General features: G+C 56.2%; 23 protein-coding genes. 11 read left to right on the forward strand and 12 right to left on the reverse strand.

The window, feature by feature from the left end; translation table 11 throughout:
• Window positions 1–4: 4 nt before the first annotated feature.
• From ssuB to ssuE, 5 genes are read right to left on the reverse strand one after another with little or no spacing between them, the layout of a single operon-like run.
• Window positions 5–772 carry an aliphatic sulfonates ABC transporter ATP-binding protein gene (gene ssuB / locus QRD42_RS12395; RefSeq protein WP_072568051.1) on the reverse strand — a complete coding sequence of 256 codons (768 nt, stop codon included), beginning with the start codon at window positions 770–772 and terminating at the stop codon, window positions 5–7.
• Between the two features lie 3 nt (window positions 773–775).
• Entirely contained in the window at window positions 776–1,558 is a 783-nt protein-coding gene (gene ssuC, locus QRD42_RS12400; protein ID WP_318376028.1) for an aliphatic sulfonate ABC transporter permease SsuC, read from the reverse strand.
• A 9-nt stretch (window positions 1,559–1,567) separates the two neighbouring features.
• Complete coding sequence (ssuD, locus tag QRD42_RS12405) at window positions 1,568–2,713, reverse strand: FMNH2-dependent alkanesulfonate monooxygenase (RefSeq protein ID WP_321987249.1); 1,146 nt, start codon at window positions 2,711–2,713, stop codon at window positions 1,568–1,570.
• On the reverse strand, window positions 2,710–3,684 hold the full coding sequence (locus QRD42_RS12410; RefSeq protein ID WP_072568054.1) for a sulfonate ABC transporter substrate-binding protein: 975 nt from the start codon (window positions 3,682–3,684) through the stop codon (window positions 2,710–2,712). The genes ssuD and QRD42_RS12410 overlap by 4 nt, the downstream gene beginning before the upstream one ends.
• Entirely contained in the window at window positions 3,677–4,252 is a 576-nt protein-coding gene (ssuE, locus tag QRD42_RS12415) for an NADPH-dependent FMN reductase (RefSeq protein ID WP_321987250.1), read from the reverse strand. The genes QRD42_RS12410 and ssuE overlap by 8 nt, the downstream gene beginning before the upstream one ends.
• Before the next feature lie 238 nt (window positions 4,253–4,490).
• On the opposite strand from ssuE, the gene pyrD reads away from it, so the two are divergent.
• Window positions 4,491–5,501 carry a quinone-dependent dihydroorotate dehydrogenase gene (gene pyrD, locus QRD42_RS12420; protein WP_318364413.1) on the forward strand — a complete coding sequence of 337 codons (1,011 nt, stop codon included), beginning with the start codon at window positions 4,491–4,493 and terminating at the stop codon, window positions 5,499–5,501.
• A gap of 166 nt (window positions 5,502–5,667) precedes the next feature.
• On the forward strand, window positions 5,668–6,210 hold the full coding sequence (zapC, locus tag QRD42_RS12425) for a cell division protein ZapC (protein WP_321987251.1): 543 nt from the start codon (window positions 5,668–5,670) through the stop codon (window positions 6,208–6,210).
• Here zapC and QRD42_RS12430 read toward each other — a convergent pair.
• The gene (locus QRD42_RS12430; RefSeq protein WP_321987252.1) at window positions 6,207–7,316 is read right to left on the reverse strand and encodes a YcbX family protein; all 1,110 of its coding nucleotides are present in this window, start codon (window positions 7,314–7,316) and stop codon (window positions 6,207–6,209) included. The genes zapC and QRD42_RS12430 overlap by 4 nt on opposite strands.
• A gap of 100 nt (window positions 7,317–7,416) precedes the next feature.
• Between QRD42_RS12430 and rlmKL the strand changes: the two genes are divergently transcribed.
• The 6 genes from rlmKL to rmf all read left to right on the forward strand — a co-directional run bounded on the left by rlmKL (window position 7,417) and on the right by rmf (window position 15,352).
• Window positions 7,417–9,534, forward strand: a complete 2,118-nt coding sequence (gene rlmKL, locus QRD42_RS12435; protein WP_318364410.1) for a bifunctional 23S rRNA (guanine(2069)-N(7))-methyltransferase RlmK/23S rRNA (guanine(2445)-N(2))-methyltransferase RlmL — start codon at window positions 7,417–7,419, stop codon at window positions 9,532–9,534.
• An 11-nt stretch (window positions 9,535–9,545) separates the two neighbouring features.
• On the forward strand, window positions 9,546–11,453 hold the full coding sequence (locus QRD42_RS12440; RefSeq protein WP_318376023.1) for an ABC transporter ATP-binding protein: 1,908 nt from the start codon (window positions 9,546–9,548) through the stop codon (window positions 11,451–11,453).
• Between the two features lie 14 nt (window positions 11,454–11,467).
• Window positions 11,468–12,721: a membrane integrity-associated transporter subunit PqiA gene (pqiA, locus tag QRD42_RS12445; protein ID WP_321987253.1), complete on the forward strand. Its 1,254-nt coding sequence runs from the start codon at window positions 11,468–11,470 to the stop codon at window positions 12,719–12,721.
• A 4-nt stretch (window positions 12,722–12,725) separates the two neighbouring features.
• The gene (gene pqiB / locus QRD42_RS12450; RefSeq protein WP_318364407.1) at window positions 12,726–14,366 is read left to right on the forward strand and encodes an intermembrane transport protein PqiB; all 1,641 of its coding nucleotides are present in this window, start codon (window positions 12,726–12,728) and stop codon (window positions 14,364–14,366) included.
• Window positions 14,363–14,929, forward strand: a complete 567-nt coding sequence (gene pqiC, locus QRD42_RS12455; protein WP_321987254.1) for a membrane integrity-associated transporter subunit PqiC — start codon at window positions 14,363–14,365, stop codon at window positions 14,927–14,929. The genes pqiB and pqiC overlap by 4 nt, the downstream gene beginning before the upstream one ends.
• 255 nt (window positions 14,930–15,184) lie before the next feature.
• Window positions 15,185–15,352 carry a ribosome modulation factor gene (rmf, locus tag QRD42_RS12460; RefSeq protein ID WP_072568064.1) on the forward strand — a complete coding sequence of 56 codons (168 nt, stop codon included), beginning with the start codon at window positions 15,185–15,187 and terminating at the stop codon, window positions 15,350–15,352.
• A 56-nt stretch (window positions 15,353–15,408) separates the two neighbouring features.
• Here rmf and fabA read toward each other — a convergent pair whose 3' ends face one another.
• Together fabA and QRD42_RS12470 are read right to left on the reverse strand one after the other, a co-directional pair.
• The gene (gene fabA, locus QRD42_RS12465; protein WP_072568065.1) at window positions 15,409–15,927 is read right to left on the reverse strand and encodes a bifunctional 3-hydroxydecanoyl-ACP dehydratase/trans-2-decenoyl-ACP isomerase; all 519 of its coding nucleotides are present in this window, start codon (window positions 15,925–15,927) and stop codon (window positions 15,409–15,411) included.
• A gap of 69 nt (window positions 15,928–15,996) precedes the next feature.
• Window positions 15,997–17,757: a Lon protease family protein gene (locus QRD42_RS12470; RefSeq protein ID WP_321987255.1), complete on the reverse strand. Its 1,761-nt coding sequence runs from the start codon at window positions 17,755–17,757 to the stop codon at window positions 15,997–15,999.
• 185 nt (window positions 17,758–17,942) lie between these two features.
• Between QRD42_RS12470 and matP the strand changes: the two genes are divergently transcribed.
• Entirely contained in the window at window positions 17,943–18,395 is a 453-nt protein-coding gene (gene matP / locus QRD42_RS12475) for a macrodomain Ter protein MatP (RefSeq protein WP_321987256.1), read from the forward strand.
• 74 nt (window positions 18,396–18,469) lie between these two features.
• Here the strand turns inward: matP and ompA are convergent, their stop codons facing one another.
• Both ompA and sulA read right to left on the reverse strand, forming a co-directional pair.
• Window positions 18,470–19,528 (reverse strand): porin OmpA, encoded by a 1,059-nt coding sequence (gene ompA / locus QRD42_RS12480; protein WP_072569430.1) that lies wholly within the window; start codon window positions 19,526–19,528, stop codon window positions 18,470–18,472.
• A gap of 355 nt (window positions 19,529–19,883) precedes the next feature.
• Window positions 19,884–20,393, reverse strand: a complete 510-nt coding sequence (gene sulA / locus QRD42_RS12485; protein ID WP_072568068.1) for an SOS-induced cell division inhibitor SulA — start codon at window positions 20,391–20,393, stop codon at window positions 19,884–19,886.
• A 218-nt stretch (window positions 20,394–20,611) separates the two neighbouring features.
• Here sulA and QRD42_RS12490 point away from each other — a divergent pair, with 218 nt between their 5' ends.
• Window positions 20,612–21,241 (forward strand): TfoX/Sxy family DNA transformation protein, encoded by a 630-nt coding sequence (locus QRD42_RS12490; protein WP_321987257.1) that lies wholly within the window; start codon window positions 20,612–20,614, stop codon window positions 21,239–21,241.
• On the opposite strand, the gene yccS is transcribed toward QRD42_RS12490, so the two are convergent.
• Window positions 21,226–23,352 (reverse strand): YccS family putative transporter, encoded by a 2,127-nt coding sequence (gene yccS / locus QRD42_RS12495; RefSeq protein WP_321987258.1) that lies wholly within the window; start codon window positions 23,350–23,352, stop codon window positions 21,226–21,228. The two genes, QRD42_RS12490 and yccS, sit on opposite strands and share 16 nt — an antisense overlap.
• 18 nt (window positions 23,353–23,370) lie before the next feature.
• Window positions 23,371–23,817 carry a YccF domain-containing protein gene (locus tag QRD42_RS12500; protein WP_321987259.1) on the reverse strand — a complete coding sequence of 149 codons (447 nt, stop codon included), beginning with the start codon at window positions 23,815–23,817 and terminating at the stop codon, window positions 23,371–23,373.
• A 122-nt stretch (window positions 23,818–23,939) separates the two neighbouring features.
• Here QRD42_RS12500 and helD point away from each other — a divergent pair, with 122 nt between their 5' ends.
• Window positions 23,940–25,994 (forward strand): DNA helicase IV, encoded by a 2,055-nt coding sequence (gene helD, locus QRD42_RS12505; RefSeq protein ID WP_321987260.1) that lies wholly within the window; start codon window positions 23,940–23,942, stop codon window positions 25,992–25,994.
• The last annotated feature ends 19 nt before the right edge of the window (window positions 25,995–26,013 follow it).

Below are 26,013 nucleotides of genomic sequence, written 5' to 3' on the forward strand. Positions count from 1 at the left end.
TCCTTCACCCTGTTTTTACTGCTCTTACCGGCGCATCAATGCGTTTCATCACCCGATCCAGCACTTCTGATTCCAGTTCAGCCAGCCGCACCGAGCCGAGCCTGCGCGGACGCGGGATATCCACCGTCAGATCCAGCCCGATTTTTCCGTCTTCAATCAGCAGGACGCGATCGGCCATCGCCACCGCCTCGCTGACATCGTGAGTCACCAGCAATACGGTGAAGCCCTGGGATTGCCACAGCGATTCGATCAGCGCCTGCATTTCCAGCCGGGTCAGCGCATCCAGCGCGCCCAGCGGTTCGTCCAGCAACAGCAAACCCGGTTTGTGGATCAGCGCCCGCGCCAGCGCCACGCGCTGTTTTTGACCGCCCGAGAGCGCCGCTGGCCACTCGGTCGCGCGATCTTCAAGGCCAACCGCCGCCAGCGACTGACGGGCCGCGTCGCGCCAGTCGCCCTTCAGGCCAAGGCCAACGTTATCAATGACCGATTTCCACGGCAGCAGACGCGCATCCTGGAACATCATTCGCGTGTCGTCCTGAATCTGCGCCAGCGGCGTGGATCCGGCGAGGATTTCGCCGCTTTGCGGTTTTTCCAGCCCGGCCAGCAGGCGTAACAGCGTACTTTTGCCGCCGCCGCTGCGTCCGACCACCGCAACAAACTGCCCGGCAGGAATGTGCAGATCCAGGCCATTGAGAATGGTGTTCTGGCCGTAGCGTTTAGTGACGCCGTTGAGCACCAGCGGCGTACCGCGATTAAGGCGCGCAGTATTCATAGATCACTCCTTCACAGAATAGGCCGGGTTCCAGCGTAACCAGACGCGTTCCAGCAACTGCGCGCTCAGATCTGCCAGTTTGCCCAGCACGGCATAAAGAATGATGGCGACCACCACCACATCGGTCTGCAAAAACTCACGGGCGTTCATCGCCAGATAACCGATCCCGGCGTTCGCCGAAATGGTTTCCGCCACGATCAGCGTCAGCCACATCAGGCCCAGCGCAAAACGCACACCAACCAGAATCGACGGCAGGGCGCCGGGCAGGATCACATGGGCAAAAAGCGCGAAACCGGACAGCCCGTAACTGCGGGCCATCTCCACCAGACCCCGGTCGATATTGCGGATGCCGTGCCAGGTATTGATATAAATGGGGAACAGCGTCCCGAGGGCGACGAGGAAAATTTTGGCGCTCTCGTCGATACCAAACCACAGGATCACCAGCGGGATCAGCGCCAGATGCGGCACGTTACGCAGCATCTGTACCGAAGTATCCAGCAGCCTTTCTCCCCAGCGCGACAGGCCGCTGATCAACCCCAGCGTCAGGCCGATCGACCCGCCGATGGAGAAGCCAATCAGCGCCCGCCATGAACTGATAGCCAAATGCTGCCACAGCTCGCCGCTGGCGGAGAGCGACCAGAATGCTTCCACCACGCCCTCCGGCGAGGGCAGAATGCGGGTGGAGAGCCAGCCGGTTGATGAGGCAATCTGCCAGATCACCACCACGGCTACCGGTAAAAACCAGGGCGCGGCGCGCAGCAGCCACTGACGGGACGAGTCGGACATAGCGCCTCCTTAACTCTGTGAAACGTTGCGCGGAATGTAATCATTCGCCACCGCTTCGCCCTGCGCCTGTAACTGGCGTGGCTGCGGTACGGCGGGAATGGCGACATCCAGATGCGGGAACAGCAGTTCGCCCACTTTGTAGGCTTCCTCCAGATGCGGATAGCCGGAGAGGATAAAGCTGTCGATGCCCAGCGCGGCGTATTCATTAATACGCGCCGCCACCGTCGGACCATCGCCCACCAGCGCCGTACCCGCGCCGCCGCGTACCAGACCCACGCCCGCCCACAGGTTCGGGCTGATTTCCAGATTTTCGCGTCTGCCGTTATGCAGCGCCGCCATGCGCTGTTGACCAACCGAATCCTGACGGGCAAAGGCCGCCTGGGCGATGGCGATGGTTTCATCGTCCAGATGGGAGATCAGCCGATCCGCCGCCTGCCAGGCTTCTTCGTTGGTTTCACGCACAATCACATGCAGGCGGATGCCAAAACGCACGCTGCGCCCGCGTGCCGCCGCTTTGGCGCGCACCTGCTCGATTTTCTCTTTCACCAGTTCCGGCGGTTCGCCCCAGGTGAGATAAAGATCAACCTGCTCGGCTGCCAGATCCTGCGCCACATCTGACGAGCCACCGAAATAGAGCGGTGGACGCGGCTGTTGCACCGGCGGGAAGAAGAGTTTTGCGCCACGCACATGGATATGCTTGCCGTGATAGTCCACGGTGTCGCCCTCCAGCAGACGCCGCCAGACATGGGTGAATTCTGCCGAGGCTTCATAGCGTTCGGTGTGATCGAGGAACACGCCATCGGCGGCCAGCTCCTGCGGATCGCTGCCGGTCACCAGGTTGAACAGCGCCCGGCCATTGGAGAGGCGATCCAGCGTTGCCGCCTGACGTGCCGCCACAGTAGGGGAGGTGACGCTCGGGCGCAACGCCACCAGAAACTTCAGCCGTTGTGTTACCGGGATCAGCGATGCCGCCACCAGCCACGCATCTTCACAGGAGCGACCCGTCGGGATCAGCACGCCGCTAAAACCGATGCGGTCAGCCGCCTGGGCGATCTGCTGCAAATAACCATGATCGACCGGGCGGGCGGCATGTTCAGTGCCAAGATAGTGGCCATCGCCGTGGGTCGGTAAAAACCAGAACAGATTCAGGCTCATGATTTAGCTCCTTGAGTAGTGGCCGGATGCCAGATGCGGGTGCGGATATCCACCTGTTTCGGGACAAGGCGGTTCTGATAAAACAGATCGGCGGTCTGCTGTTGCAGGGCGGCCGTGGCGTCGTTGACCGGCGAAATGCGCGTCGGCGGACGGTGGTCAAAATAGGTGGCGATCACCGGCTCAGGCAGCCCCATGGTTTTCGCCAGTAAGCTGATGCTGGCCTCGCGCTGGCTGAGGGTTAACGCATCTGCTTCGCTGAAGGTATCCAGAACGCCCTGAATAAAAGCGCCATTTTTTTCAGCATAGGGACGGGAGGCGAGATAAAACGAACCTGTCTGCTTCAAATCGGTGCCGTCTTTCAGCACCCGCACGCCACCCTGTAACAGGGCTGCGGAATAGTAGGGATCCCAGATGGCCCAGGCGTCCACATTGCCCTGCGAAAACGCGGCGCGCGCATCGGCAGGCGTCAGATAGGTTGGCTGTATATCGGTAAATTTCAGGCCTGCCTGTTGCAGGGCACGCAACAGCAGGTTGTGGGAACTGGAACCTTTCTGGAACGCGACCTTATGGCCTTTCAGATCGGCAACGGTTTTAATCGGGCTATTTTCCGGTACGAGGATCACCTCGGCTTTCGGCTTTGGCGGCTCAACGCCGACATAGAGCAGATCGGCTCCGGCGGCCTGGGCAAAAATGGGTGGAATATCGCCGGTACTGCCCAGGTCAATACTGCCAATATTCAGGGCTTCCAGCATCTGCGGACCGGCAGGGAACTCCACCCAGGAAATTTTGGTGTCCGGGTAACGTTTTTCCAGCAGCTGATGATTTTTCGCCAGCACCATGCTGACGCTGCCTTTTTGATAGCCAATGCGCAGCGCGTCCGGGGCCGTTTCCGCCGCCTGCGACCAGGCGGAGAGCGTTAACATGCCGCTGAGCGCCAGCCACTGGGCGCGGGATTTGAAAAGGTTAAACATGGACGACTCCTTGCGTGTCGCTGATCGACGGGGCTTTAGGCTCAAGGCGGTGCAGTGCCTGGGTGAAGGTCTCCAGCGCGCTATCAAGGCGGACCTGCAAATGTGGGCTGAAGGTGGCTTTATGCTGGTAATCGGCGATCTGGCTATCATCAGCGAACACCCCCTGCAAAATTTCCTGCGCGCGCAGGGCGCTCAGGACCGGTTTCAGGGCGTAATCCACCGCCAGCATGTGGGCGATGCTGCCGCCGGTCGCCAGCGGCAACACGACTTTCCCCGCCAGCGCGCGCTCCGGCAGCAGATCCAGCAGCGTTTTTAGCGCGCCGGAAAACGAGGCTTTATAGATGGGCGTGGCGACAATCAGTCCATCAGCATCCGTTAACTGTTCGTTCAGCGCCAGCAGCGCCGGGCTGTCAAAACGCGCGTAGAGCAGATCTTCCGGCTCGAAGTTATGCAGATGCCAGTGGCAGACCTCTATCCCCTGGTCGCTTAAGCTTTCGCGGGCGTATTCCAGCAGGGCGCTGGAGCGCGAGGGGAAACGCGGGCTTCCCGCTAATGTCACTACACGCATACTGACTCCTTATAACCAAATGTTTGCTTTTATCTAACATTGATAACAATTTGCCAGAGTGTTTTTATTCCACTAAATGATTTATCTGAACAAGAATTGCCAAAAAACGGCATAAGAAGAGATGAGCAGGTAAACGTTTGCGCTTTTGCGGTTTTTTTTGCCGCAGGTCAATTCCCTTTCGCCGCGGGATGAAACATAATACGCCCCCGGTTTGCACACCGGGAATCCAGGAGAGTTCATGTACTACCCCTTCGTTCGTAAAGCCCTTTTTCAGCTCGATCCTGAGCGCGCTCATGAAGTGACCTTTCAGCAATTACGCCGGGTGTCCGGTACGCCATTTGAAGCACTGGTGCGCCAGAATGTGCCGGTAAAACCCGTCACCTGCATGGGGCTGACCTTCAAGAATCCGCTTGGCCTGGCGGCGGGTCTTGATAAGAATGGTGAATGTATTGATGCGTTCGGCGCGATGGGATTTGGCGCAATTGAAATTGGCACCGTGACACCGCGTCCACAGCCGGGTAACGATAAACCGCGTATTTTCCGCCTCGTTGAAGCCGAGGGATTAATCAACCGCATGGGCTTTAATAACCTGGGCGTTGATAACCTGGTGGAGAACGTTAAAAAGGCGCATTTTGACGGCGTGCTGGGTATTAATATCGGCAAAAATAAAGACACGCCGGTGGAGCAGGGGAAGGATGACTACCTGATTTGCATGGAGAAAGTCTATGCTTATGCCGGGTATATCGCGATTAATATTTCCTCGCCTAACACACCTGGTTTGCGTTCACTGCAATATGGCGAAGCACTGGATGATTTGCTGCTGGCTATCAAAAATAAGCAAAGCGAATTGCAGAATATCCATCACAAATATGTTCCGGTGGCAGTCAAGATTGCTCCCGATCTGAGCGAAGAAGAATTGATCCAGGTGGCTGATAGTTTAGTTCGCCATAATATTGATGGTGTTATTGCCACCAATACTACGCTGGAACGATCGCTGGTGCAGGGCATGAAGCATGGCGATGAAACGGGTGGGTTAAGCGGCCGTCCGTTGCAATTAAAAAGCACAGAAATTATCAGGCGTTTAGCGCTTGAGCTGAATGGCCGTCTGCCGATTATTGGCGTCGGCGGAATCGATTCGGTGATCGCCGCCAGGGAAAAAATGGCAGCCGGCGCAACGCTGGTACAAATCTATTCGGGCTTTATTTTCAAAGGCCCGCCGCTGATTAAAGAAATTGTCACCCATATCTGACGTTTATCCCGCTAAATGACAACCAGGGCTTTATTTCCTGCCCTGGTTGTTTTATATTCCGTCGTTGTTGCTTATTTAAACATTGTGGTCTTTTATTATTTACACAATAAGCGAAGCGGCAAAATGGATAAAAAAGCAACAGGATGCTTGCGGACGGGAGAGGAAGATGCGAATTAAACCTGACGATAACTGGCGCTGGTATTTTGATGAAGAGCACGATCGTATGATGCTCGATCTGGCTAATGGCATGTTATTTCGCTCCCGTTTTCCCCGTCGCATGTTAACCCCCGATGCCTTCTCGCCGACCGGTTTTTGCGTTGAAGATGCCGCGCTCTATTTCTCTTTCGAAGAAAAGTGTCGCTATCTGGATCTGAGCCGTGAACAGCAGGCGGAGCTGGTGCTGAATGCGCTGGTGGCGATCCGTTTTCTGAAACCGCAGATGCCAAAAAGCTGGCACTTTTTAGCACATAACGACCGCTGGGCACCGCTGCCGGGCGAAGCCGCCAGCGTCTGGCTGAGCGACACCGCAGAGCAGGTGAATCTGCTGGTGGTGGAGCCGGGCGATAACGCCGCGCTCTGTCTGCTGGCGCAGCCGGGTGTAGTGATTGCCGGGCGTACCATGCAGCTTGGCGATGCCATCAAAGTGATGAATGACCGGCTGAAGCCGCAGCCGATTGCCGCCAGCTTCAGCCTCGAACAGGCGGTTTAAGGTTCCAGTTTCAGCGCCGTTCTGGGGATGCAGCTACAGCTCAGAATGGTGCCATCCTCACTGATTGCCGACTGTTTCAGCGCACTGACTTCCCCCTCGACTAAACGGATCCGGCAACAGCCGCAGATACCCGCCCGGCAGGAGTAGGGTACACGGATCCCCTGACTTTCCAGTTGTTCGAGTAATACCTGTTGATTATTACCGGTAAATTGCTGTCCCTGAAAATCAATGCTGACGCCTGAGGGATCCGCTTTATCGACGTTAAGCGTTTCAGCAACGTTTCCTGCACCATAGATTTTTCCCGGCGCGCGGGCCAGCACCGTGACTTCATCGCCGACGCGGATCACGCCGCTGTTGCGGGCGATCAAGTTCTGGCCGAAATCCACATCGCCATTATCCTGTGCGGTACGGAAACCCTGTAAGGTGGTGAGCGGTTCTCCGGACGGGTGCTTTTGCCCGCGCTCGGGGCTGACGGTGGTGAATACGCAACGGCTACAGGGTTTAACCACATCGAAAATCACCTCGCCGATGCGCACCACTTTCCAGCCGTCTTCTTCCCAGGCGGCGGCGCCGCTGATCACCAGGTTGGGCCGGAACTGCTCCATTTGCACGCTTGCCGGACAGCGCTGCTGGAGATCCCGTAACGAGGCGTCGTTGACCAGCAGATAGGGAAAGCCGTCGGCAAAAGAGAGCGGCACGCTTTCAAAGCGTTTTACCCTTCGCGTTGGCTGCGGGCCGACCCAGCGCAGCTGGACCTCGCGGGCGAAAAAACCACTCAGCCACTGGTTGATGGCCGCAGGCGCTATAAAGGCCGTAAAATGGTTGCCCCAGACTTCAGTGGGTTGTGGTTGCGGGTCAAAATCCGCAAAGCGCACCAGCGCGCTGCTGCCATCGGGTGCGGTGAGGTGCAGCCCATCGGGTAGCAGGGCGGGCGTGAAGCGTACCATCGCGGGAAACTGACGGGCGGTAATGAAAGTGCCGTCGGGTTCAGTGACCATAAAAATACGATCGAACGCCAAGCCGCTGCTGTCCGCCAGCGCATGGGTAAGACCGGTGCCGCGCATTGATTTAACCGGATGAATAAAAAGCCGCGATAAGGTTGCCACGCCATCCTCTTCTGAATCTGGAAATAAGCGCTCAACTTTATGACATAGCGTTGAGATTAGCTATAATGCGCAACAATTTTCTAAGTGAATAAGTGACGATATGATTTCTCTGTTTGCCAGTACGGCCCGCGGGCTGGAAGAGCTGTTAAAAACTGAACTGGAAAACCTGGGCGGGCAAAACGTCCAGGTGGTTCAGGGTGGTGTCCATTTTGAGGGGGACACCCGGCTTGTCTACCAGAGCCTGATGTGGAGTCGTCTGGCTTCGCGCATCATGATGCCGATGAGCGAGTGCAAGGTGTACAGCGACCTTGATCTCTATCTCGGGGTGCAGGCGATAGACTGGACGGAGATTTTCAGCCCCGGCGCGACCTTTGCCGTGCACTTCAGCGGCCTGAACGACACCATTCGTAACAGCCAGTACGGCGCGCTCAAGGTGAAAGACGCCATCGTCGACAGCTTCACGCGTAAAAATCTGGAGCGTCCGAACGTTGATCGTGAAAAGCCCGATCTGCGTATCAACGTCTGGTTGAATAAAGATACTGCGCATATCGCGCTGGATCTGAGCGGCGAAGGCCTGCACCAGCGCGGCTACCGTGACGGCACCGGCCTTGCGCCCATTAAAGAAAGCCTTGCGGCCGCCATTGTGATGCGATCTGGCTGGCAGCCGGGCACGCCGCTGCTCGATCCGATGTGCGGTTCCGGTACGCTGTTGATCGAAGCGGCGATGTATGCCACCGACCGTGCCCCTGGCCTGCATCGCGGGCACTGGGGATTCGGCGGCTGGGCGCAGCACGACGACGCCATCTGGAAAGAAGTGAAAGCCGAAGCCCAGGTACGCGCCCGTAAAGGCCTGGCGGATTACGGTTCGCGTTTCTATGGTTCCGACAACGACAGCCGCGTGATTGAGCGCGCCCGCAGCAACGCCCGTCGCGCCGGTGTGGCTGATCTGATCGCGTTTGAGGTGAAAGACGTCGCCAAACTCACCAACCCGCTGCCGGAAGGCCCGACCGGAACCATCCTCAGCAACCCGCCTTATGGCGAACGTCTGGACAGCGAACCGGCGCTGATCGCGTTGCACAGCATGCTGGGGCGCACTATCAAAAGTCAGTTTGGTGGCTGGAATTTATCCCTGTTCAGCGCTTCGCCGGATCTGCTCAACTGTCTGCAACTGCGTGCTGACCGCCAGTTTAAAGCCAAAAACGGCCCGCTGGACTGCGTGCAGAAAAACTACGCCATTGCCGTGACCAGCGCCGATGCGCAGAGCAGCGGCAGCGCGTCGATGGCGGAAGATTACGCTAACCGCCTGCGTAAGAACGTCAAGAAACTGGAAAAATGGGCGCGTCAGGAAGGCATCGAATGCTATCGCCTGTATGATGCCGATTTACCGGAGTACAACGTGGCGGTCGATCGTTACGGCGATTCCGTGGTGGTGCAGGAGTACGCGCCGCCGAAAACCGTGGATCCGCAGAAAGCCCGTCAGCGCCTGTTCGATATTATTTCCGCCACTATCGCGGTGCTGGGTATCGCCCCGAACAAGCTGGTGCTGAAAACCCGTGAGCGGCAGAAAGGCAAAAACCAGTATCAGAAGATGAACGAGAAAGGGGACTTCATGCAGGTGAGCGAATATAACGCGCGCCTGTGGGTCAACCTGACCGATTATCTGGATACCGGCCTGTTCCTCGATCACCGTATCGCCCGTCGCATGTTAGGCCAGATGAGTAAGGGTAAAGACTTCCTTAACCTCTTTGCCTATACCGGCAGCGCCAGCGTGCATGCGGGGCTGGGCGGCGCGAAATCCACCACGACGGTGGATATGTCCCGCACCTATCTGGAGTGGGCCGAGCGCAACCTGCGTCTGAATAATCTCAGCGGCCGCGCGCACCGTCTGATCCAGGCCGACTGCCTGGCCTGGCTGCGCGATACCGATGAACAGTTTGATCTGATCTTTATCGATCCCCCCACATTCTCTAACTCAAAAAGAATGGAAGATGCCTTTGACGTGCAGCGGGATCACCTGCGCCTGATGAAAGATTTGAAACGTCTGCTGCGCAAAGGCGGCACCATTATGTTCTCGAACAACAAACGCGGTTTCCGTATGGATCACGACGGTCTGGCTGAGCTCGGACTGAAAGCACAAGAAATCACGCAAAAAACACAGTCGCAGGATTTCGCCCGTAACCGTCAGATCCACAATTGCTGGCTGATCACCTCAGCCTGAAGGAAGAATAAATGTCATTAATTAGTATGCACGGTGCCTGGCTGTCGTTCAGCGATGCGCCGCTTCTCGATAACACCGAACTGCACATCGAAGATAACGAGCGCGTGTGTCTGGTGGGGCGGAACGGCGCGGGTAAATCGACGCTGATGAAAATCCTTAACCGCGAACTGGGTCTGGATGACGGGCGTATTGTCTACGAACAGGATCTGGTGGTGGCGCGCCTGCAACAGGATCCGCCCCGCAATGTAGCGGGTAGCGTGTACGATTTCGTGGCGGAAGGTATCTCGGAGCAGGCGGAATACCTGAAGGCCTATCATGAGATTTCCCATCTGGTGATGACCGATCCGAGCGAAAAAAATCTTAACGAGATGGCGCGCTTACAGGATCTGCTGGACCACCACGGCCTGTGGCAGCTTGAAAACCGTATCAATGAAGTGCTGGAGCAGATTGGTCTGGAAGCGGATATGGCGCTGGCCTCGCTGTCCGGCGGCTGGCTGCGTAAAGCGGCGCTGGGCCGTGCGCTGGTCAGCAACCCGCGCGTGCTGCTGCTCGACGAACCGACCAACCACCTCGACATCGAAACTATCGACTGGCTGGAAGGCTTCCTCAAGACCTTCAACGGCACCATCATCTTTATTTCCCACGACCGTTCGTTTATCCGCAATATGGCGACGCGCATTGTCGATCTGGATCGCGGCAAGCTGGTGACCTATCCGGGCAGCTACGATCAGTATCTGCTGGAGAAAGAAGAAGCGCTGCGCGTGGAAGAACTACAGAATGCGGAATTTGACCGCAAGCTGGCGCAGGAAGAAGTGTGGATCCGCCAGGGCATCAAAGCACGTCGTACCCGTAATGAAGGCCGTGTGCGCGCCCTGAAAGCGATGCGTCGCGAGCGCGGCGAACGCCGTGAAGTGATGGGCAGCGCGAAAATGCAGGTTGAAGAAGCTTCCCGCTCTGGCAAGATCGTCTTTGAGATGGAAAACGTCAACTACGGCGTGGACGGCAAAGTGCTGGTGCGGGATTTTTCCGCCCAGGTGCAGCGTGGCGACAAGATCGCGCTTATCGGGCCGAACGGCTGCGGTAAAACTACCTTGCTGAAGCTGATGCTCGGCCAGTTACAGGCTGACAGCGGCCGCGTGCACTGCGGCACCAAACTGGAAGTGGCCTATTTTGACCAGCACCGCGCGGAACTCGATCCGGACAGAACGGTGATGGATAACCTCTCCGAAGGCAAACAGGAAGTGCTGGTGAACGGTAAGCCACGCCACGTGCTTGGCTATTTGCAGGACTTCCTGTTCCATCCGAAACGCGCCATGACGCCGGTGCGCGCGCTGTCGGGCGGAGAGCGTAACCGCCTGCTGCTGGCGCGTCTGTTCCTCAAGCCCAGCAACCTGCTGATCCTCGATGAACCGACCAACGACCTGGATGTGGAAACCCTCGAACTGCTGGAAGAGTTAATCGATGGCTATCAGGGCACCGTCATGCTGGTGAGCCACGATCGTCAGTTCGTCGATAACACCGTGACGGAATGCTGGATCTTCGAAGGCGAAGGCCGTATCGGTCAATATGTCGGCGGTTACCAGGACGCGCGCGGCCAGCAGGCGGCTTCGCTGGCGCATAAACAGTCAGCGTCGAAAAAAAGTGCCGAAGCGGTGGCCCCTAAAGCAGAAACTGTTAAACGTGCCGGTAACAAACTAAGCTATAACCTGCAACGCGAACTTGAGCAGCTGCCGCAGCGTCTGGAAACGCTGGAAGCGGAACTGAGCGCGCTTCAGGCACAGGTCGCTGACGGTGCATTCTTCAGCCAGCCTCATGACCATACGCAAAAAGTACTGGCCGATATGGCGCAGGCTGAACAGGCGCTGGAAGAAGCTTTTGAGCGTTGGGAATACCTTGAGGCCCTTAAAAACGGCGCGTAATTCAGGATAAACGTATGTGCGATCACCACCATGCCACCCGGCACATTTTGTGTTCTCAGTGTGACTTGCTGGTGGCACTCCCCGCGCTGGAGGACGGTCATAAAGCGGACTGTCCTCGCTGCGGGCATACCCTGACCACAAAATGGGCCGAACCGCGTCAGCGTCCCAGCGCCTGTTCGCTGGCGGCGCTCTTTATGCTGCTGCTGGCCAATCTCTTTCCCTTCGTCAATATGAAGGTCGCCGGTATCACCAGCGAGGTGACGCTGCTGGAAATTCCGCGCGTGATGTTTTCGGAAGATTACGCCAGCCTCGGCACCTTTTTCCTGCTGTTTGTGCAACTGGTACCGGCGTTTTGCCTGGTGACGATCCTGTTGCTGGTCAACCGCGTCACGCTGCCCTGGCGCGTACAGGCTTTTCTGGCGCGGATATTCTTTCAGCTAAAATCCTGGGGCATGGCGGAGATTTTCCTCGCCGGCGTGCTGGTGAGTTTTGTGAAGCTGATGGCCTACGGCGATATTGGCATCGGCAGCAGTTTTGTGCCCTGGTGCCTGTTCTGTCTGCTGCAACTGCGTGCCTTTCAGTGCGTTGACCGGCGCTGGCTGTGGGACGATCTCGCGCATATGCCGCCGGTGGATCAGCCGCTTAAAACGGGCGTCACTGGCCTTCGCCAGGGGCTGCGCTCCTGCCCGTGCTGCACCGCGATTTTGCCTGCGGATTTACGCCAGTGTCCGCGCTGTCATACCCGCGGTTATGTGCGGCGCAAAAACAGCCTGCAATGGACAATGGCGCTGCTGATCACCTCAGTCCTGCTTTATCTGCCCGCTAATATTCTGCCGATCATGATCACCGATCTGCTGGGCGATAAAATGCCCTCCACCATTCTGGCGGGGGTCATTTTGCTGTGGGGGGAGGGATCCTATCCGGTGGCGCTGGTCATTTTTATCGCCAGTATTATGGTGCCGACGCTCAAAATGATCGCGCTTGGCTGGCTGTGCTGGGACGCAAAAGGGCACGGCAGGCGTGACGGCGAGCGCATGCACCTGATTTATGAAGTAGTGGAATTTGTCGGCCGCTGGTCGATGATTGACGTTTTTGTTATCGCTGTGCTGTCCGCGCTGGTGCGCATCGGCGGCCTTATGAACATATACCCCGCAACAGGCGCATTAATGTTTGCGCTGGTGGTCATCATGACAATGTTTGCGGCAATGACTTTCGATCCCCGTCTGTCCTGGGATCGCGAGGCAGAATCAAGCCATGAGGAGCAGTAAAAACATGGAGACGAAAAGTGGGGATGCGAAGGTGCAAAAGGTAAAAAGCTGGTCGCCGGTGTGGATCTTTCCCATCGTGACCGCGCTTATCGGCGCATGGATCCTGTTTTACCACTACAGCCATCAGGGGCCGGTGGTGACACTCATCACCAACAATGCCGAAGGCATCGAAGCGGGTAAAACCACCATCAAAAGCCGCAGTATCAACGTCGGCGTGGTGGAATCCGCCACCCTGGCGGATGACCTTAAGCGCGTGGAGATCAAGGCGCGGTTGAACGCGGATATGAGCAAACTGCTGCATGGCGACTCGGTATTCTGGGTGGTGAAACCCCAGGTTGGCCGGGAGGGGATCAGCGGGCTGGGCACGCTGTTATCCGGTGCTTATATTGAGTTACAGCCGGGCAGTAAAGGGACGCAGCCGGAAAGCTATAAATTGCTGGATTCGCCGCCGCTCGCGCCGCCGGATGCGAAGGGCATCCGCGTGCTGCTCGACAGTAAAAAAGCGGGGCAGCTGTCGCCGGGCGATCCGGTGCTGTTCCGCGGCTATCGCGTGGGCTCGGTTGAAACCAGCACTTTTGATTCGGAAAAGCGCACCATCAGCTATCAGCTGTTTATTAATGCGCCAAACGATCGTCTGGTTACCAGCAACGTCCGCTTCTGGAAAGACAGCGGTATTGCGGTGGATCTGACGTCCGCCGGGATGCGCGTTGAGATGGGATCGCTGACCACGCTGTTTGGCGGCGGTGTCAGCTTTGATGTGCCGGAAGGCATTGACCTGGGCACGCCTGTAGCGGAAAAGACCGCATTCACGCTGTTTGACGATCAGCGCAGTATCCAGGAATCGCTCTATACCGACCATATCGATTACCTGATGTTCTTTAAAGATTCCATCCGTGGCCTGCAGGCGGGCGCACCGGTGGAGTTCCGCGGCATTCGTCTGGGGACGGTAAGCAAGGTGCCGGCAATGATGCCGGGGATGGAACAGGCGCTGGACAACGATTATCGCATTCCGGTGCTGGTGCGTATTGAGCCGGAACGACTGGCCAGCCAGCTTGGCGAAATGCCGGACATGAAATCCCATATCAATGAGTTGCTGAAAAGCGGTCTGCGCGGTTCGCTGAAAACCGGCAATCTGGTGACAGGGGCGCTCTATATCGATATGGACTTCTATCCGAAAGCGCCGCCGGTAACCGGGGTACGTCGTTATGGCGGCTATGAAATTATTCCTACCGTGAGCGGCGGCCTGGCGCAGATCCAGCAACGCCTGATGGATACCCTGGATAAGATCAACAATCTGCCGCTCAACCCGATGATCGAGCAGGCCACGAATTCGCTGAATGAAACCCAGCGCACCATGCGCCGCCTGCAAACCACGCTGGATAATCTCAATAAGATCACCGCCAGCCAGTCCGCGCAGCAACTGCCGGCGGATATGCAGAAAACCCTGCGCGAGCTGAACCGCAGTATGCAGGGCTTCCAGCCAGGATCGGCGGCGTACAACAAAATGGTGGCGGATATGCAGCGGCTGGATCAGGTACTGCGTGAACTGCAACCGGTACTGAAAACGCTGAACACCAAGAGCAATGCGCTGGTATTTGAAGCGAAGGATAAAAAAGATCCTGAGCCTAAGAGGGCAAAACAATGAAAAATGGAGTAGTCATCGCCGTGACGCTGCTGCTGGCGGCCTGTAGCAGCAACGTGGAAGAGACGAATTATTATCAGTTGCCGACGCCGCAACAGAATACCGTGCAGCGCCAGAGCGGTAGCGCCGACCGTCTGCTGTGGGTGGAGCAGGTTTCGGTGCCCGATTATCTGGCGGGTAATGGTGTGGTGTACCAGACCAGCGATGTAAAATACGCTATCGGCACGCAAAACCTGTGGGCCAGCCCGCTCGATCAGCAGCTGCGCACGACGTTGGTGTCCAACCTCAGTCAGCAGTTGCCTGGCTGGGTAGTCGCCTCGACGCCGCTCGGCAACGAGCAGGATACGCTGAACGTGACTGTGACAGGGTTTCACGGGCGCTATGATGGGCGGGTGATTGTCAGCGGCGAGTGGTTGCTCAACCATCAGGGGCAGCTGATAAAGCGGCCGTTCCATATCGAGATGACGCAGCAGCAAGATGGTTACGATGCGATGGTGAAAGTGCTGGGTGAGGCGTGGAGTCGTGAAGCGGGCGACATCGCGCGGGAACTTAACCGTCTGCCCTGATTGCTATTAATCCTAAAAAACCGCCGGTTTGCTCACGCACTGGCGGTTTTTTTTATGTCGGTTTTCCGGGCGTTTACTTGTGCCGTCTCACACTTTTTGTACAAATGAAGTTCTGTGTATCTCACATTTATGACAATGGTATGAATTTTGTGCATTGACGATGCTGTTCATCCGCGTTACAAAAGAGGCGTGATTGCGCATTTTGTAATCACTGTTTTCTTTTCCACCAGACTCAAAATATGAGGGAAACGAGGCATGAAGAGACAAAAACGAGATCGCCTGGAACGGGCACATCAACGTGGGTATCAGGCTGGTATTGCCGGACGCTCAAAAGAACTATGTCCTTACCAGACGCTGAATCAGAGGTCATACTGGCTTGGAGGCTGGCGAGAAGCCATGGAGGTCAGGACAGTAATCGCCTGATTCTGTCTCTTTAGTAAGAAACCTCCGCCTGGCGGAGGTTTCGCCTGTCAGGGCACTCAGAATGCAGACGTATCCTGGAACAGCCCAACTTTCAAATCGTTTGCCGTATAGATCACGCGACCATCGACCAGCACTTCGCCATCCGCCAGGCCCATAATCAGACGACGGTTAACCACACGCTTGAAGTGAATGCGGTAGGTGACTTTTTTCGCCGTCGGCAGAACCTGACCGGTGAATTTCACTTCACCCACGCCCAGCGCACGGCCTTTGCCTTCGCCGCCGAGCCAGCCGAGATAGAAGCCAACCAGCTGCCACATGGCATCCAGACCCAGGCAGCCCGGCATCACCGGATCGCCAATGAAGTGGCAACCGAAGAACCACATGTCCGGATGGATATCCAGCTCGGCTTCAACATAGCCTTTATCAAAGTTACCGCCGGTTTCCGTCATTTTGACGACACGGTCCATCATCAGCATGTTGGGTGCAGGTAACTGCGGGCCTTTTTCGCCAAACAGCTCACCACGACCAGAGGCAAGAAGGTCTTCTTTCGTATAGGATTCGCGTTTATCTACCATGTTTTGAGTAAGCCTTATTGTAAGTTTGGGACGCAGGATAGCTAACACGTGTACGCTGAACAAGTCCGATCAGTTCGGTACAAACCAGTTCAGCCAGCGTAACGGCCACGGAAAGCGATGGCGTGCTTCCTGCTGCGAGGCCTGGGCGATGCGTTCCTGAATGGTCTGAATGAGGGTGGTTTGCCCTTCAGCATCCCAGGCCAGGTTTGTCAGTAAGGGTAGCGCATCTGTCACATCATCGATGGCCCAGATAAAGAATTGTCCGGCTTCCACGGCGTCAAGCAGCGGCTGCGGCAGACACAGATGGCGCACGTTAGCAGAAGGAATGATGATCCCCTGCTTACCGGTCAGACCACGCTGCTGGCAGATACTGAAGAAACCTTCGATCTTTTCATTCAGGCCGCCTACCGGCTGCGCACGTCCGAACTGATCCACCGAACCGGTGATCGCCAGATGCTGATTAACAGGCACGTCCGCCAGCGCGCTGATCAGGGCGCACAGTTCTGCCATCGAGGCGCTGTCGCCGTCCACTTCGCTATAGGACTGCTCGAAGGTCAGCGAGGCAGAGAAGGGGATCTGCTGATCCAGCTGAAGCTCGGCCATTAAGAAGGCCTGCATGATCATCATGCCTTTTGCATGAATATTTCCGCCCAGCTCCGCTTTGCGCTCGATGTCATTAAATTCCCCGTCACCGATATGCACCACGCAGCTGATGCGCGACGGCTCGCCAAAGGCGCGCGGGTGCCCGGGGAATTCGACCACCGAGAGGGCATTGATCTGACCGACGCGCTCGCCTTCGGTTTCAATCAGAATTTGTTCCAGCAGGATCTCATCCTGAATGCGTTCAGGTAAGTATCCTTCACGCCATTCGCGCTGGCTGAGCATGGTCTGCAACTGATGTGCATCAAACGAGGTCTCAGCGCCCAGCGCCGCGACTTCACGCAGCTGGCGCGCCAGCCACAGCGGACACAGCGGCAGCGTTTCCTGATCGCCGGTATAACGCACGGCTTCACGGATCAACACCGGCCATGCATCTTTCGCCGGAATGGGCAGATCGGCGCTGGCAGCCACGTGCAGCACCCACTGGCACCACTGCGCCATGGTTTCCGCATCCGCTATCTGAAGATTATCTTCGTACTCGCTGTAAATGGACTGGGCAGCCAGCTCCGGTTCCATCTCCTGGAATTCGGCCAGTGAATCCCTCTCGCCGACGAGGATCACCTTCAGCTGTAACGGCATTGACGGCACGCTGACCGGTAACGGACGTGACTCGTCAAAGGAGACCCAGTCGAAGCGCTGGCGAGTGATCATGGTTTTCAGGCGCATCCACAGCAGCGGCTGTGCCAGCAGCGTACGCAGGGAGATCACCAGCACGCCGCCGTTAGCCTGATGCACCAGGCCCGGTTGCAGGGCGATCTCATTATTAAACTGACGCAGGCATCCAAAAAGCTGCTCTGCTTCTACCCAGTCGGCAACGACGACCGGATTTTTGGAGACGAAGTCGGCCAGCGGATCCGTTGAGGCTTCAAAGGTGACGCTTCGACCGGCGATTTTATATTGCCCACCAGTAAACGGCTGATCTTCCGGCAGTAATTGACCCACAGCATCAGCAATAATACCCAGATACTCCACTTCCTCCGGCGCTTTTGCCAGCAAAAAGCGTGACGATGCCAGCGGATGAAGCAGTTGCTCCAGCGCGTACTGTAAGCGGGGTTGCGTATCGCCGAGGGATAAATCCTCCTCAGACGGCGAACAAGATTGTGTAAATACCTCCTGATAACTGTCGGTATCAGGGACAAGGTCTTGCCAGGCGAGTTTAGTAATGGTCAAAGTTGAGGTTTTATCGTCAGAAGTAAAGGGCGGAATTATACCGTAAGCGGCAAAGCATCACACCAGTAATACGCGATTTCCTGACCGCAAAGTCGTCTGCGTGTTCACAGGATATGATTTCTTTTCAGCAGATTGCTAAAAAACTGATATTCTGAACTGAGTTACAGGGTAACACTGAGATCGCGATGAAATACCAACAACTGGAAAATCTTGAAAGCGGCTGGAAATGGAAGTACCTGGTGAAAAAGCACCGTGAAGGTGAATTAATCACGCGCTATATAGAAACCAGTGCGGCGAAAGAGGCCGTCGATCAGCTGTTGACGCTCGAAAACGAACCGGTCCGTGTGAATGCCTGGATTGAACAACACATGAATGCGGCATTAATGAATCGCATGAAGCAGACCATTCGCGCCCGCCGCAAACGTCACTTTAATGCTGAGCACCAGCACACCCGTAAAAAATCCATCGATCTGGAATTTATGGTCTGGCAGCGTCTGGCAGGGCTGGCTCAGCGCCGGGGAAAAACGCTCTCAGAAACCATAGTGCAACTGATTGAAGACGCCGAACACAAAGAGAAATACGCCAGTAAAATGTCGACGCTTAAGCACGATTTGCAGGCGCTGTTGGGCAAAGAATAAACCCGCGATATTTTTCGCGCCTGATCGCAGGCAATAAAAAACCCCGCAGCGCGGGGTTTTTTTAAGACGTAAACTTAAGCCTGCGGCTGAGTTACAACGTCTTTGATACCTTTAACTTCGATCTCAACGCGACGATCCGGAGCCAGGCAATCGATCAGCGCAGGGCGCGCTTTCACGTTGTCACAGGTGCTGCCGGTAACCGGGTTAGATTCACCCATACCACGAGCAGAGATCTTGTTGGACGGGATACCTTTAGAGATCAGGTAGTCAACAACAGACTGAGCACGTTTCTCGGACAGACCCTGGTTGTAAGCGTCAGAACCGATGCGGTCGGTGAAGCCCAGAACAACTACGGAACCGTCTTTCGGATCCAGGTTGCTCAGCTGGGAGTACATCTGATCCAGAGCCTGCTGGCCTTCTGGTTTCAGAGTCGCTTTGTTGAAGTTGAACAGTACGTCAGACTTCAGGGTGAAGTGCTTGGTGGATACCTGCGGAGCCGGAGCCGGTGCCGGAGCAACTACCGGAGCAACGTCTTCCTGCTGACCGAAGCGGTAAGAAACACCTAAGCTCAGCAGACCGTTGTCCTGACGGGTACCAACAGTTTGCGCGTCGCCGATGTTGTTAACCCACTGGTATTCCAGACGGGTAGCGATGTCACGGGTAACTGCCCACTCAACACCACCAGCGAATACCGGGGAAACACCGGTGTCGTGGTCTTTAGCGTGGAAATCAGCGCCAGGAACGTTGGCTTTAGCGTCTGCACGCCAAACCATACCACCCAGACGGGTGTAAACGTCCAGATCGTCAGCAACCGGGTAGCTCAGTTTGGTAGTCAGCTGAACGCCTTGAGCTTTGAACGCACCGTTTACGGTGTCGCCTTTATAGGCTTCGCGGCCCAGCCAGTCGTAACCCAGTTCAAAACCAACGTACGGGTTAACCTGATAGCCACCGAACGCACCAGCACCCAGTTGGTCATTACGGGTCGGGCCGTCGTTAGGAATGAAACCAGTGTCGTGGAATTGGGACCAGCCCAGTTTACCACCGGCATACCAGGTATTATCTTTCGGAGCGGCCTGCGCTACAGTAGCGAAGCCAGCCAGTGCCACTGCAATCGCGATAGCTGTCTTTTTCATTTTTTGCGCCTCGTTATCATCCAAAATTCGCCATGAATTTCTCGCCAGAGAAAACACGGTTTAAATCCTTCACCGGGGGTATTGCTCTAAGTATCTCTACCGATATCTTCGGTTTATGCCGAGCACCCCTGGCGATGTAAAGTCTACAACGTAGTTGGAAACTTACAAGTGTGAAGTCCGTCAGGCATATGAAAAAAAAAGCTTTCTGCGTGCATTATTTAACATTTATGACGAGAATATAATCAATGCAAAACAGCGCAAACCGCACCAGACAGGCATTACAGCACGATTTCGCTTAAGAACCGGTCGGCCCAGGAATTCACAAAAAAAATCCCAGGAATTATCTTAAACTGGCTTAATGATACAAATTTGAGTGAATTTTTAGTCCGGAAAGCTGTCTTGTGGCGTGAGGATCCCTCCGCACGGGACGCATAATAAAGCCCATCGCATTACCTTCTTCAGCCGCCTGAACCAGACGCTGATGTTCATCATCCGTCAGTTCTTCTGTATGCCAGCCGATAACAACACTGTAATTGCCGGTGCGTAACGCTCTGATCATGGATTCCAGGGTATCATCCGGGGAAAGCTGGCTGATCTGCATCAGTTTGGTCAACGGCAGCCCTGCCGCCTGAACCCACTGACGGCTTAATTTTTGCTGCGGGGTTAACCATAGCTGCCAGCGCGACTGCTGACCGAGCTGTTGCAGAAGGGGCAGTAACAGCAACTGCGTCATGCCGGGCTGGTCTTCACGATAAACCACTTCGCTGATAAGGCCAGTCGAGTCGCCAGCCGGTTTTGCCTGTGTGCGGTTGCCCGTCATAGCGTTAAGTGTTGATGCACGATTAGCGTAGCCTGAAGTGTACATAATCAATCCAGCCCTGATAGTTACTGTATGGATGTACAGTAACTCCTGGACGTACAAAGATCAACCTCAATTTCTGAAAGCACCTCGCAAATTTGCGGGATATCTGCTGTCCGTTAAAAAATCATCTTGCCCGCCGCGGGCAACTTCCCTATGTTCCTCGTTAACGGATCCGTTACTACCAGAAGATGCCTTTATGCCATGATTTTAAAGGAATAATCATGAAAGATATGTCTTATCAACGGATCCATGAATCACGTGAATACCTCTCAGAGCTGGGTACTATTCGCCATCGAACGCTGTTCGGCGGTTACAGTCTTTCCGTTGATGATACGGTGTTCGCCATGGTGGCAAAGGGGGAGCTCTACCTTCGCGCCTGTGAGCAAAGTGCAGAATACCGCGCGCAACATCCGGCTCCGTTATTGACGATGATGAAAAGGGGCAGGCCAGTAGTACTGAACTATTACCGCGTTGATGACAGCTTGTGGCAGGACAGGGATACGCTGATGAAGCTTTCCACCTGGTCGCTTGCCGCCGCGTGGAAAGAAAAGATGCAGCGCCTCTGCAAGCCCCGGCTTAAAGATCTACCGAACCTGAATTTTCAGCTGGAGATGCTGCTGTGGGAAGCGGGCGTGACGGATGTCCTCACGCTGAAAAAACTGGGCGCTAAAGCGTGCTGGGTCCGGCTACGCACGCTTAATACGCATCTGGGCGTTAACGTATTGCTGGCGCTGGAGGGAGCCATCGAAGGGATGCATCAGGCCGCGCTCCCGGCGCAGCAGCGCCAGGCATTGACGACATGGTTTACAGAGTTTGAGGCGGAGCACCGGAAACATCAGCGGACAACCTGACGCTGCAATCGGCTGATTTCAGGAAGCAGCGCTACCACCAGGCCGATCTGCTGTAAAACCAGCGGTTCTTTACTGTCCGGACGGGACTCCACCCGCGTAATGCGATCGGCCAGCTGTGCCAGCGTTTTCTGGACGCGTTCTTCATCGGCGGGGGCGTGGTGTAACGCGTCGTCAACGTAGCACACCGCGTCGTCCAGCAGTGTCAGGATCTCGGCAGAAGTCAGTTTTTCCCGGTGCGCGCCCAGCGCGGAAATGTAGCTGGTAAAGGTGTGGTTGAGGCACAACAGACGGAATGCGGCATCGCGCAGTTCCGTTGACGCGCCTGGCTCTGTTGACATATTAGATACCACCGAAGCCAGTTCGGCATCGCGGTTATGGGCATCGCGCCTTGCAATACGGTACGCCATGCGGTTATCACGTCCCTGGTGATACTGCTCAAGGATAGCGTCAAGGTAGCGGCAGTTCGCATCAATGGCCCGTTCCAGCACGCGTGGAAGATTACGAAAACGCCAGTCCGGCCAGATAAAGCTCACCGCAGCCCAGGCAATCGCACAGCCGATAAGGGTGTCGATAATACGCGGAATGGCAACTTCAAAGCCTTCCCCGAGCAGATTAAAGCACAGCAGTACCAGCAGGGTAATAAACATGGTGGCATGGGCGTACTGCACATTGCGGAAGGCGAAGAACAGCACGCCGGTAATGACGATCAAAATCAGTTGCCCTTCAATGGACGGCACAAAATAGAGCACCGGCAGGCCAATCGCCACGCCCACCAGCGTGCCGATAATACGCAGCGCCAGACGGTGCCGGGTGGCGTTGTAGTTGGGCTGGCAGACAAAGAGGCTGGTCAGCAGGATCCAGTAACCGTGTTCCAGGCCGGTAAACTGTATAAAAGCGTAACCGACACACAACACCACAGACATGCGTATGGCGTGGCGAAAAAGTGCTGATTCCGGCGACAGATTGCGGCCGAGGCGGGCGCGAATGTCGCTCATGCCGTTAAGACCCTCATCCGCCAGCATGTTATCGGTGTCGTTGCGCGGCAGGGTCTGCGCCTGCTCAGATTCGATCGTCGCCAGCTGTGCGTCAATCGCGCGAAGGTTTTGCAGCAGAAAGCCCAGCGCTTTCATCTGTTCGTCAGACGTGCCGTCGCCGCGGGCACGCTCCAGCGCGGCATCAAGATGGGTAAAAGCGCGCTCGAAGCGGCCATCATGCTGATAGGGCTCGCGTAATAAAATGCAGCGTGATAAATGCGCGCAGGCCTGCGACTGCATGGAGAGCAGGCGCTGAAAGCGGAACATCACGTCGCTGTAGCGAAACTGTTCCCGCAGCGTCTGATACTGGATATGAGACGAACTGGCGCGCTCGTGGATATCCTGCGCGACAAAGTAGTAGTGCAGGGTTCGCCGGGTGCCGCGCTGCCCACGATCACCACGCAGACGCGTTAATAATGAACTTTTCGTCTGGTTCAGCGTGGAAACCAGCTGGCCGTTCGCCAGCGCCAGGTCATACAGCGGCGCCTGGCTTTCATCTTCGATATCGGGATCGAACAGGCGGGATTTCAGCTCCAGAAAATGCGCCAGCTGTTCATAGCAACGCGCAAGGTTATCCTGTAGCGGGCGGATCGGGAAGACCAGATGACCAATCAGCGTCAACAGGTTAAACCAGACAGCCCCCGCCAGCAGCAGAAGGGGTTGCTGATACCATTGCTCGTAAAGCGAGATGCCGAGCATGGTGTAAATGGCGATCAGCAGACCGCCAAAGGCAATAGTCGCGTAGCGCTGCCCAAGCCCGCCCAGCAGAATAAATCCGCTGGTGGAAATGATCAGCCCCAGCGCAAACAGCCACGGCCACGGGAACAGCAGTTCTACCGAGGCGGAGGCGATAAAAAAGGAGATCAGCGTGATCAGCAGATTACGTAAACGGCCGGCGAGGCGGTCGTCCAGATCGGCCAGCGCCGCCGCCACGACGCCAAGCGTCAGCGGGATGGTCAGCTTTACATCACCCATCCACCACGGCAGGGCGGTGGTGCCGCACAGCGCGATAAAAATTCTGGCGTTATAAAGCCAGGTACTGTTCCATGTATAGCGGCGAAGCAGGGGGCTGAGCATCGTGGTTCAGATCCTTAATTATTGAAAGCGGCGACGGGCACTAGCTTCACGTGCCGCTCGCGCCGTTTCCACCGACACCACGCGGCGTCCGACCGGCCACAGGGCAATGCCGGCGATCTTGAAATTCGCAATGCCTACCGGAATACCAATAATCGTCAGACATTGTGCAATACCTGACACAATGTGCATCAGGCAGAGCCACCAGCCGAACAGCACGAACCACAAAATGTTCAGCAGCGTACCGCCGGTGTTCAGGATGACACTGGACTCTCCCGGCGACAGTTCATCAACATGTACCGCCTCATTTCCGTAAGGCAACAGGGAAAGCTTAGTAATTTCCCAGCAGGAGCGCGTCAGCGGCAGCGTAATAATAAGCACAATACTGACCAGCGTTGCCAGCAGCCAGGCGAGAGTGGTGAAAAAACCACCCAGCACAAAATTTAAAATATTCAGTACAGTACGCATAAATCCTCAGGGAAAAGCCGTTAACGAAAAGACCCATCAATAGTAACGATTTTTTGGGCTGGAGCACACATTCTCTGGCGGTTACACTGGCGCATCACGACATGAGTTGAGAACGGCACGTCATGGAACTGAAAGCAACTTCTTTAGGAAAACGGCTGGCGCAGCACCCCTATGACCGGGTGGCGATTTTACACGCTGGTGTCAAAGTGTCTGGCGATCGCCACGAATATCTCATTCCATTCAATCAGTTACTCAGCATCGAATGCAAGCGCGGCCTCGTGTGGGGCGAGCTGGAGTTTGTGCTGGTGGACAGTAAAGTCGTGCGTCTGCACGGAACGGAATGGGCGCAAACCCAGCTGTTCTGGCAACATCTGCATAGCCGCTGGGAGCAGTGGAGCAAAGAGATGAGCGAGGTGGCGGCGGGCGTATTGCAGGCGCAACTGGAGGCGATTAACGGCCATGTTGACCAGGGCAAATGGTTAACCCGCCAGCAGACCGAAGGGTTACAGCAGCAAATCCGTATCGCGTTTGACGCGCTGCCGCTGCCTGTCGCCAGGCTGGCGTCTTTTGACAATTGCCGTGAGCTGTGGCGTCAGTGCCAGGCGTGGCTGGCGGATGTGGAAGGCCGCCGGGCGCAGCATAACCAGGCGTGGACCGATGCCATGCTAAAAAAATATGCTGATTTCTTTGCCGGCATCGAAAGCTCGCCGTTAAACCCGGCGCAGGCGCGGGCGGTGGTGAACGGTGAATCTTCCCTGCTGGTGCTGGCAGGCGCTGGCAGCGGCAAAACCTCCGTGCTGGTGGCGCGCGCAGGCTGGCTTATGGCCCGCGGCGAAGCGGCGCCCGATCAGATCCTGCTGCTGGCCTTTGGTCGCAAAGCAGCGCAGGAGATGGATGAGCGCATTCGTGAACGACTACATACCGACGAGATCACCGCGCGTACCTTTCATGCTCTGGCACTGCATATCATTCAGCAGGGCAGTAAAAAAGTGCCGCTTATCAGCCGACTTGAAAACGATACCGATGCACGGCAGAAACTGTTTATTGAGGCCTGGCAGCAGCAGTGCAGCGAGAAAAAAGCCCAGGCCAAAGGCTGGAGGCTATGGCTGGAAGAGGAGCTTAACTGGACGGTTCCTGAAGGCAATTTCTGGGACGATGAAAAATTGCAGCGTCGGCTGGCGGGCCGTCTCGATCGCTGGGTCAGCCTGATGCGTATGCACGGCGGAGCGCAGGCGGAGATGATTGCCAGCGCGCCGGAAGACATTCGCGATCGGTTTTCGAAGCGCGTAAAGCTGATGGCTCCGCTGTTAAAAGCCTGGAAAACGGCGCTGAAAGCAGAAAACGCCGTCGATTTTTCAGGGCTTATTCATCAGGCCATTAACGTGCTGGAAAAAGGGCGCTTTATCAGTCCGTGGAAACATATTCTGGTGGATGAATTCCAGGATATTTCCCCGCAGCGCGCGGCACTGCTCGCCGCGCTGCGCCGCCAGAACTCCCAAACCTCGCTGTTTGCCGTGGGCGATGACTGGCAGGCGATTTACCGCTTTAGCGGCGCGCAGCTCGAACTCACCACCGCGTTTCATGATTATTTTGGCGAAGGCGATTGCTGCGCGCTTGATACGACTTACCGCTTTAACCAGCGTATCGGCGAGATCGCTAACCGTTTTATCCAGCAAAACCCGGCGCAGATGTCCAAACCGCTGAACAGTCTGACCGCGGGGGAAAAGAATGCGGTTTCGCTGCTCTCTGACGATCAACTGGATGCGCTGCTGGATAAGCTCAGCGGTTTTGCGCTGCCGGATGACCGCATCCTGATCCTGGCGCGCTACCATCATCTGAAGCCCGCCGCGCTGCAAAAAGCCGCAACACGCTGGCCTGAACTGAACCTCGATTTTATGACCGTTCATGCCAGTAAAGGCCAGCAGGCGGACTATGTCATTGTGCTGGGGTTACAGGACGGTCAGGAGGGCTTCCCCGCGCCGGAGCGGGAATCGGTGATGGAGCAGGCCTTGCTGCCGCAGCCAGAAGATTTTCCGGACGCCGAAGAGCGCCGTTTGCTTTACGTGGCGATGACGCGGGCGCGTAAACGCGTCTGGCTGCTGTTTAATAAAACGCAGCCGTCACGATTTGTTGAGGTATTAAAGCGGCTGGACGTACCTGTGGCGCGTAAGCCCTGAAATTATTCAGGCGGTCAGG

Origin of the sequence: Enterobacter sp. PGRG2 (assembly GCF_030291195.1) — a bacterium.
Classification (GTDB): Bacteria; Pseudomonadota; Gammaproteobacteria; order Enterobacterales; family Enterobacteriaceae; genus Enterobacter_D.

Excerpts from the sequence above, each read along its gene's own strand:
- ssuB (WP_072568051.1), bottom strand. The coding sequence starts at position 772 with ATGAATACTGCGCGCCTTAATCGCGGTACGCCGCTGGTGCTCAACGGC.
- ssuC (WP_318376028.1), bottom strand. The coding sequence starts at position 1,558 with ATGTCCGACTCGTCCCGTCAGTGGCTGCTGCGCGCCGCGCCCTGGTTT.
- ssuD (WP_321987249.1), bottom strand. The coding sequence starts at position 2,713 with ATGAGCCTGAATCTGTTCTGGTTTTTACCGACCCACGGCGATGGCCAC.
- QRD42_RS12410 (WP_072568054.1), bottom strand. The coding sequence starts at position 3,684 with ATGTTTAACCTTTTCAAATCCCGCGCCCAGTGGCTGGCGCTCAGCGGC.
- ssuE (WP_321987250.1), bottom strand. The coding sequence starts at position 4,252 with ATGCGTGTAGTGACATTAGCGGGAAGCCCGCGTTTCCCCTCGCGCTCC.
- pyrD (WP_318364413.1), top strand. The coding sequence starts at position 4,491 with ATGTACTACCCCTTCGTTCGTAAAGCCCTTTTTCAGCTCGATCCTGAG.
- zapC (WP_321987251.1), top strand. The coding sequence starts at position 5,668 with ATGCGAATTAAACCTGACGATAACTGGCGCTGGTATTTTGATGAAGAG.
- rlmKL (WP_318364410.1), top strand. The coding sequence starts at position 7,417 with ATGATTTCTCTGTTTGCCAGTACGGCCCGCGGGCTGGAAGAGCTGTTA.
- QRD42_RS12440 (WP_318376023.1), top strand. The coding sequence starts at position 9,546 with ATGTCATTAATTAGTATGCACGGTGCCTGGCTGTCGTTCAGCGATGCG.
- pqiA (WP_321987253.1), top strand. The coding sequence starts at position 11,468 with ATGTGCGATCACCACCATGCCACCCGGCACATTTTGTGTTCTCAGTGT.
- pqiB (WP_318364407.1), top strand. The coding sequence starts at position 12,726 with ATGGAGACGAAAAGTGGGGATGCGAAGGTGCAAAAGGTAAAAAGCTGG.
- pqiC (WP_321987254.1), top strand. The coding sequence starts at position 14,363 with ATGAAAAATGGAGTAGTCATCGCCGTGACGCTGCTGCTGGCGGCCTGT.
- rmf (WP_072568064.1), top strand. The coding sequence starts at position 15,185 with ATGAAGAGACAAAAACGAGATCGCCTGGAACGGGCACATCAACGTGGG.
- fabA (WP_072568065.1), bottom strand. The coding sequence starts at position 15,927 with ATGGTAGATAAACGCGAATCCTATACGAAAGAAGACCTTCTTGCCTCT.
- matP (WP_321987256.1), top strand. The coding sequence starts at position 17,943 with ATGAAATACCAACAACTGGAAAATCTTGAAAGCGGCTGGAAATGGAAG.
- ompA (WP_072569430.1), bottom strand. The coding sequence starts at position 19,528 with ATGAAAAAGACAGCTATCGCGATTGCAGTGGCACTGGCTGGCTTCGCT.
- sulA (WP_072568068.1), bottom strand. The coding sequence starts at position 20,393 with ATGTACACTTCAGGCTACGCTAATCGTGCATCAACACTTAACGCTATG.
- QRD42_RS12490 (WP_321987257.1), top strand. The coding sequence starts at position 20,612 with ATGAAAGATATGTCTTATCAACGGATCCATGAATCACGTGAATACCTC.
- yccS (WP_321987258.1), bottom strand. The coding sequence starts at position 23,352 with ATGCTCAGCCCCCTGCTTCGCCGCTATACATGGAACAGTACCTGGCTT.
- QRD42_RS12500 (WP_321987259.1), bottom strand. The coding sequence starts at position 23,817 with ATGCGTACTGTACTGAATATTTTAAATTTTGTGCTGGGTGGTTTTTTC.
- helD (WP_321987260.1), top strand. The coding sequence starts at position 23,940 with ATGGAACTGAAAGCAACTTCTTTAGGAAAACGGCTGGCGCAGCACCCC.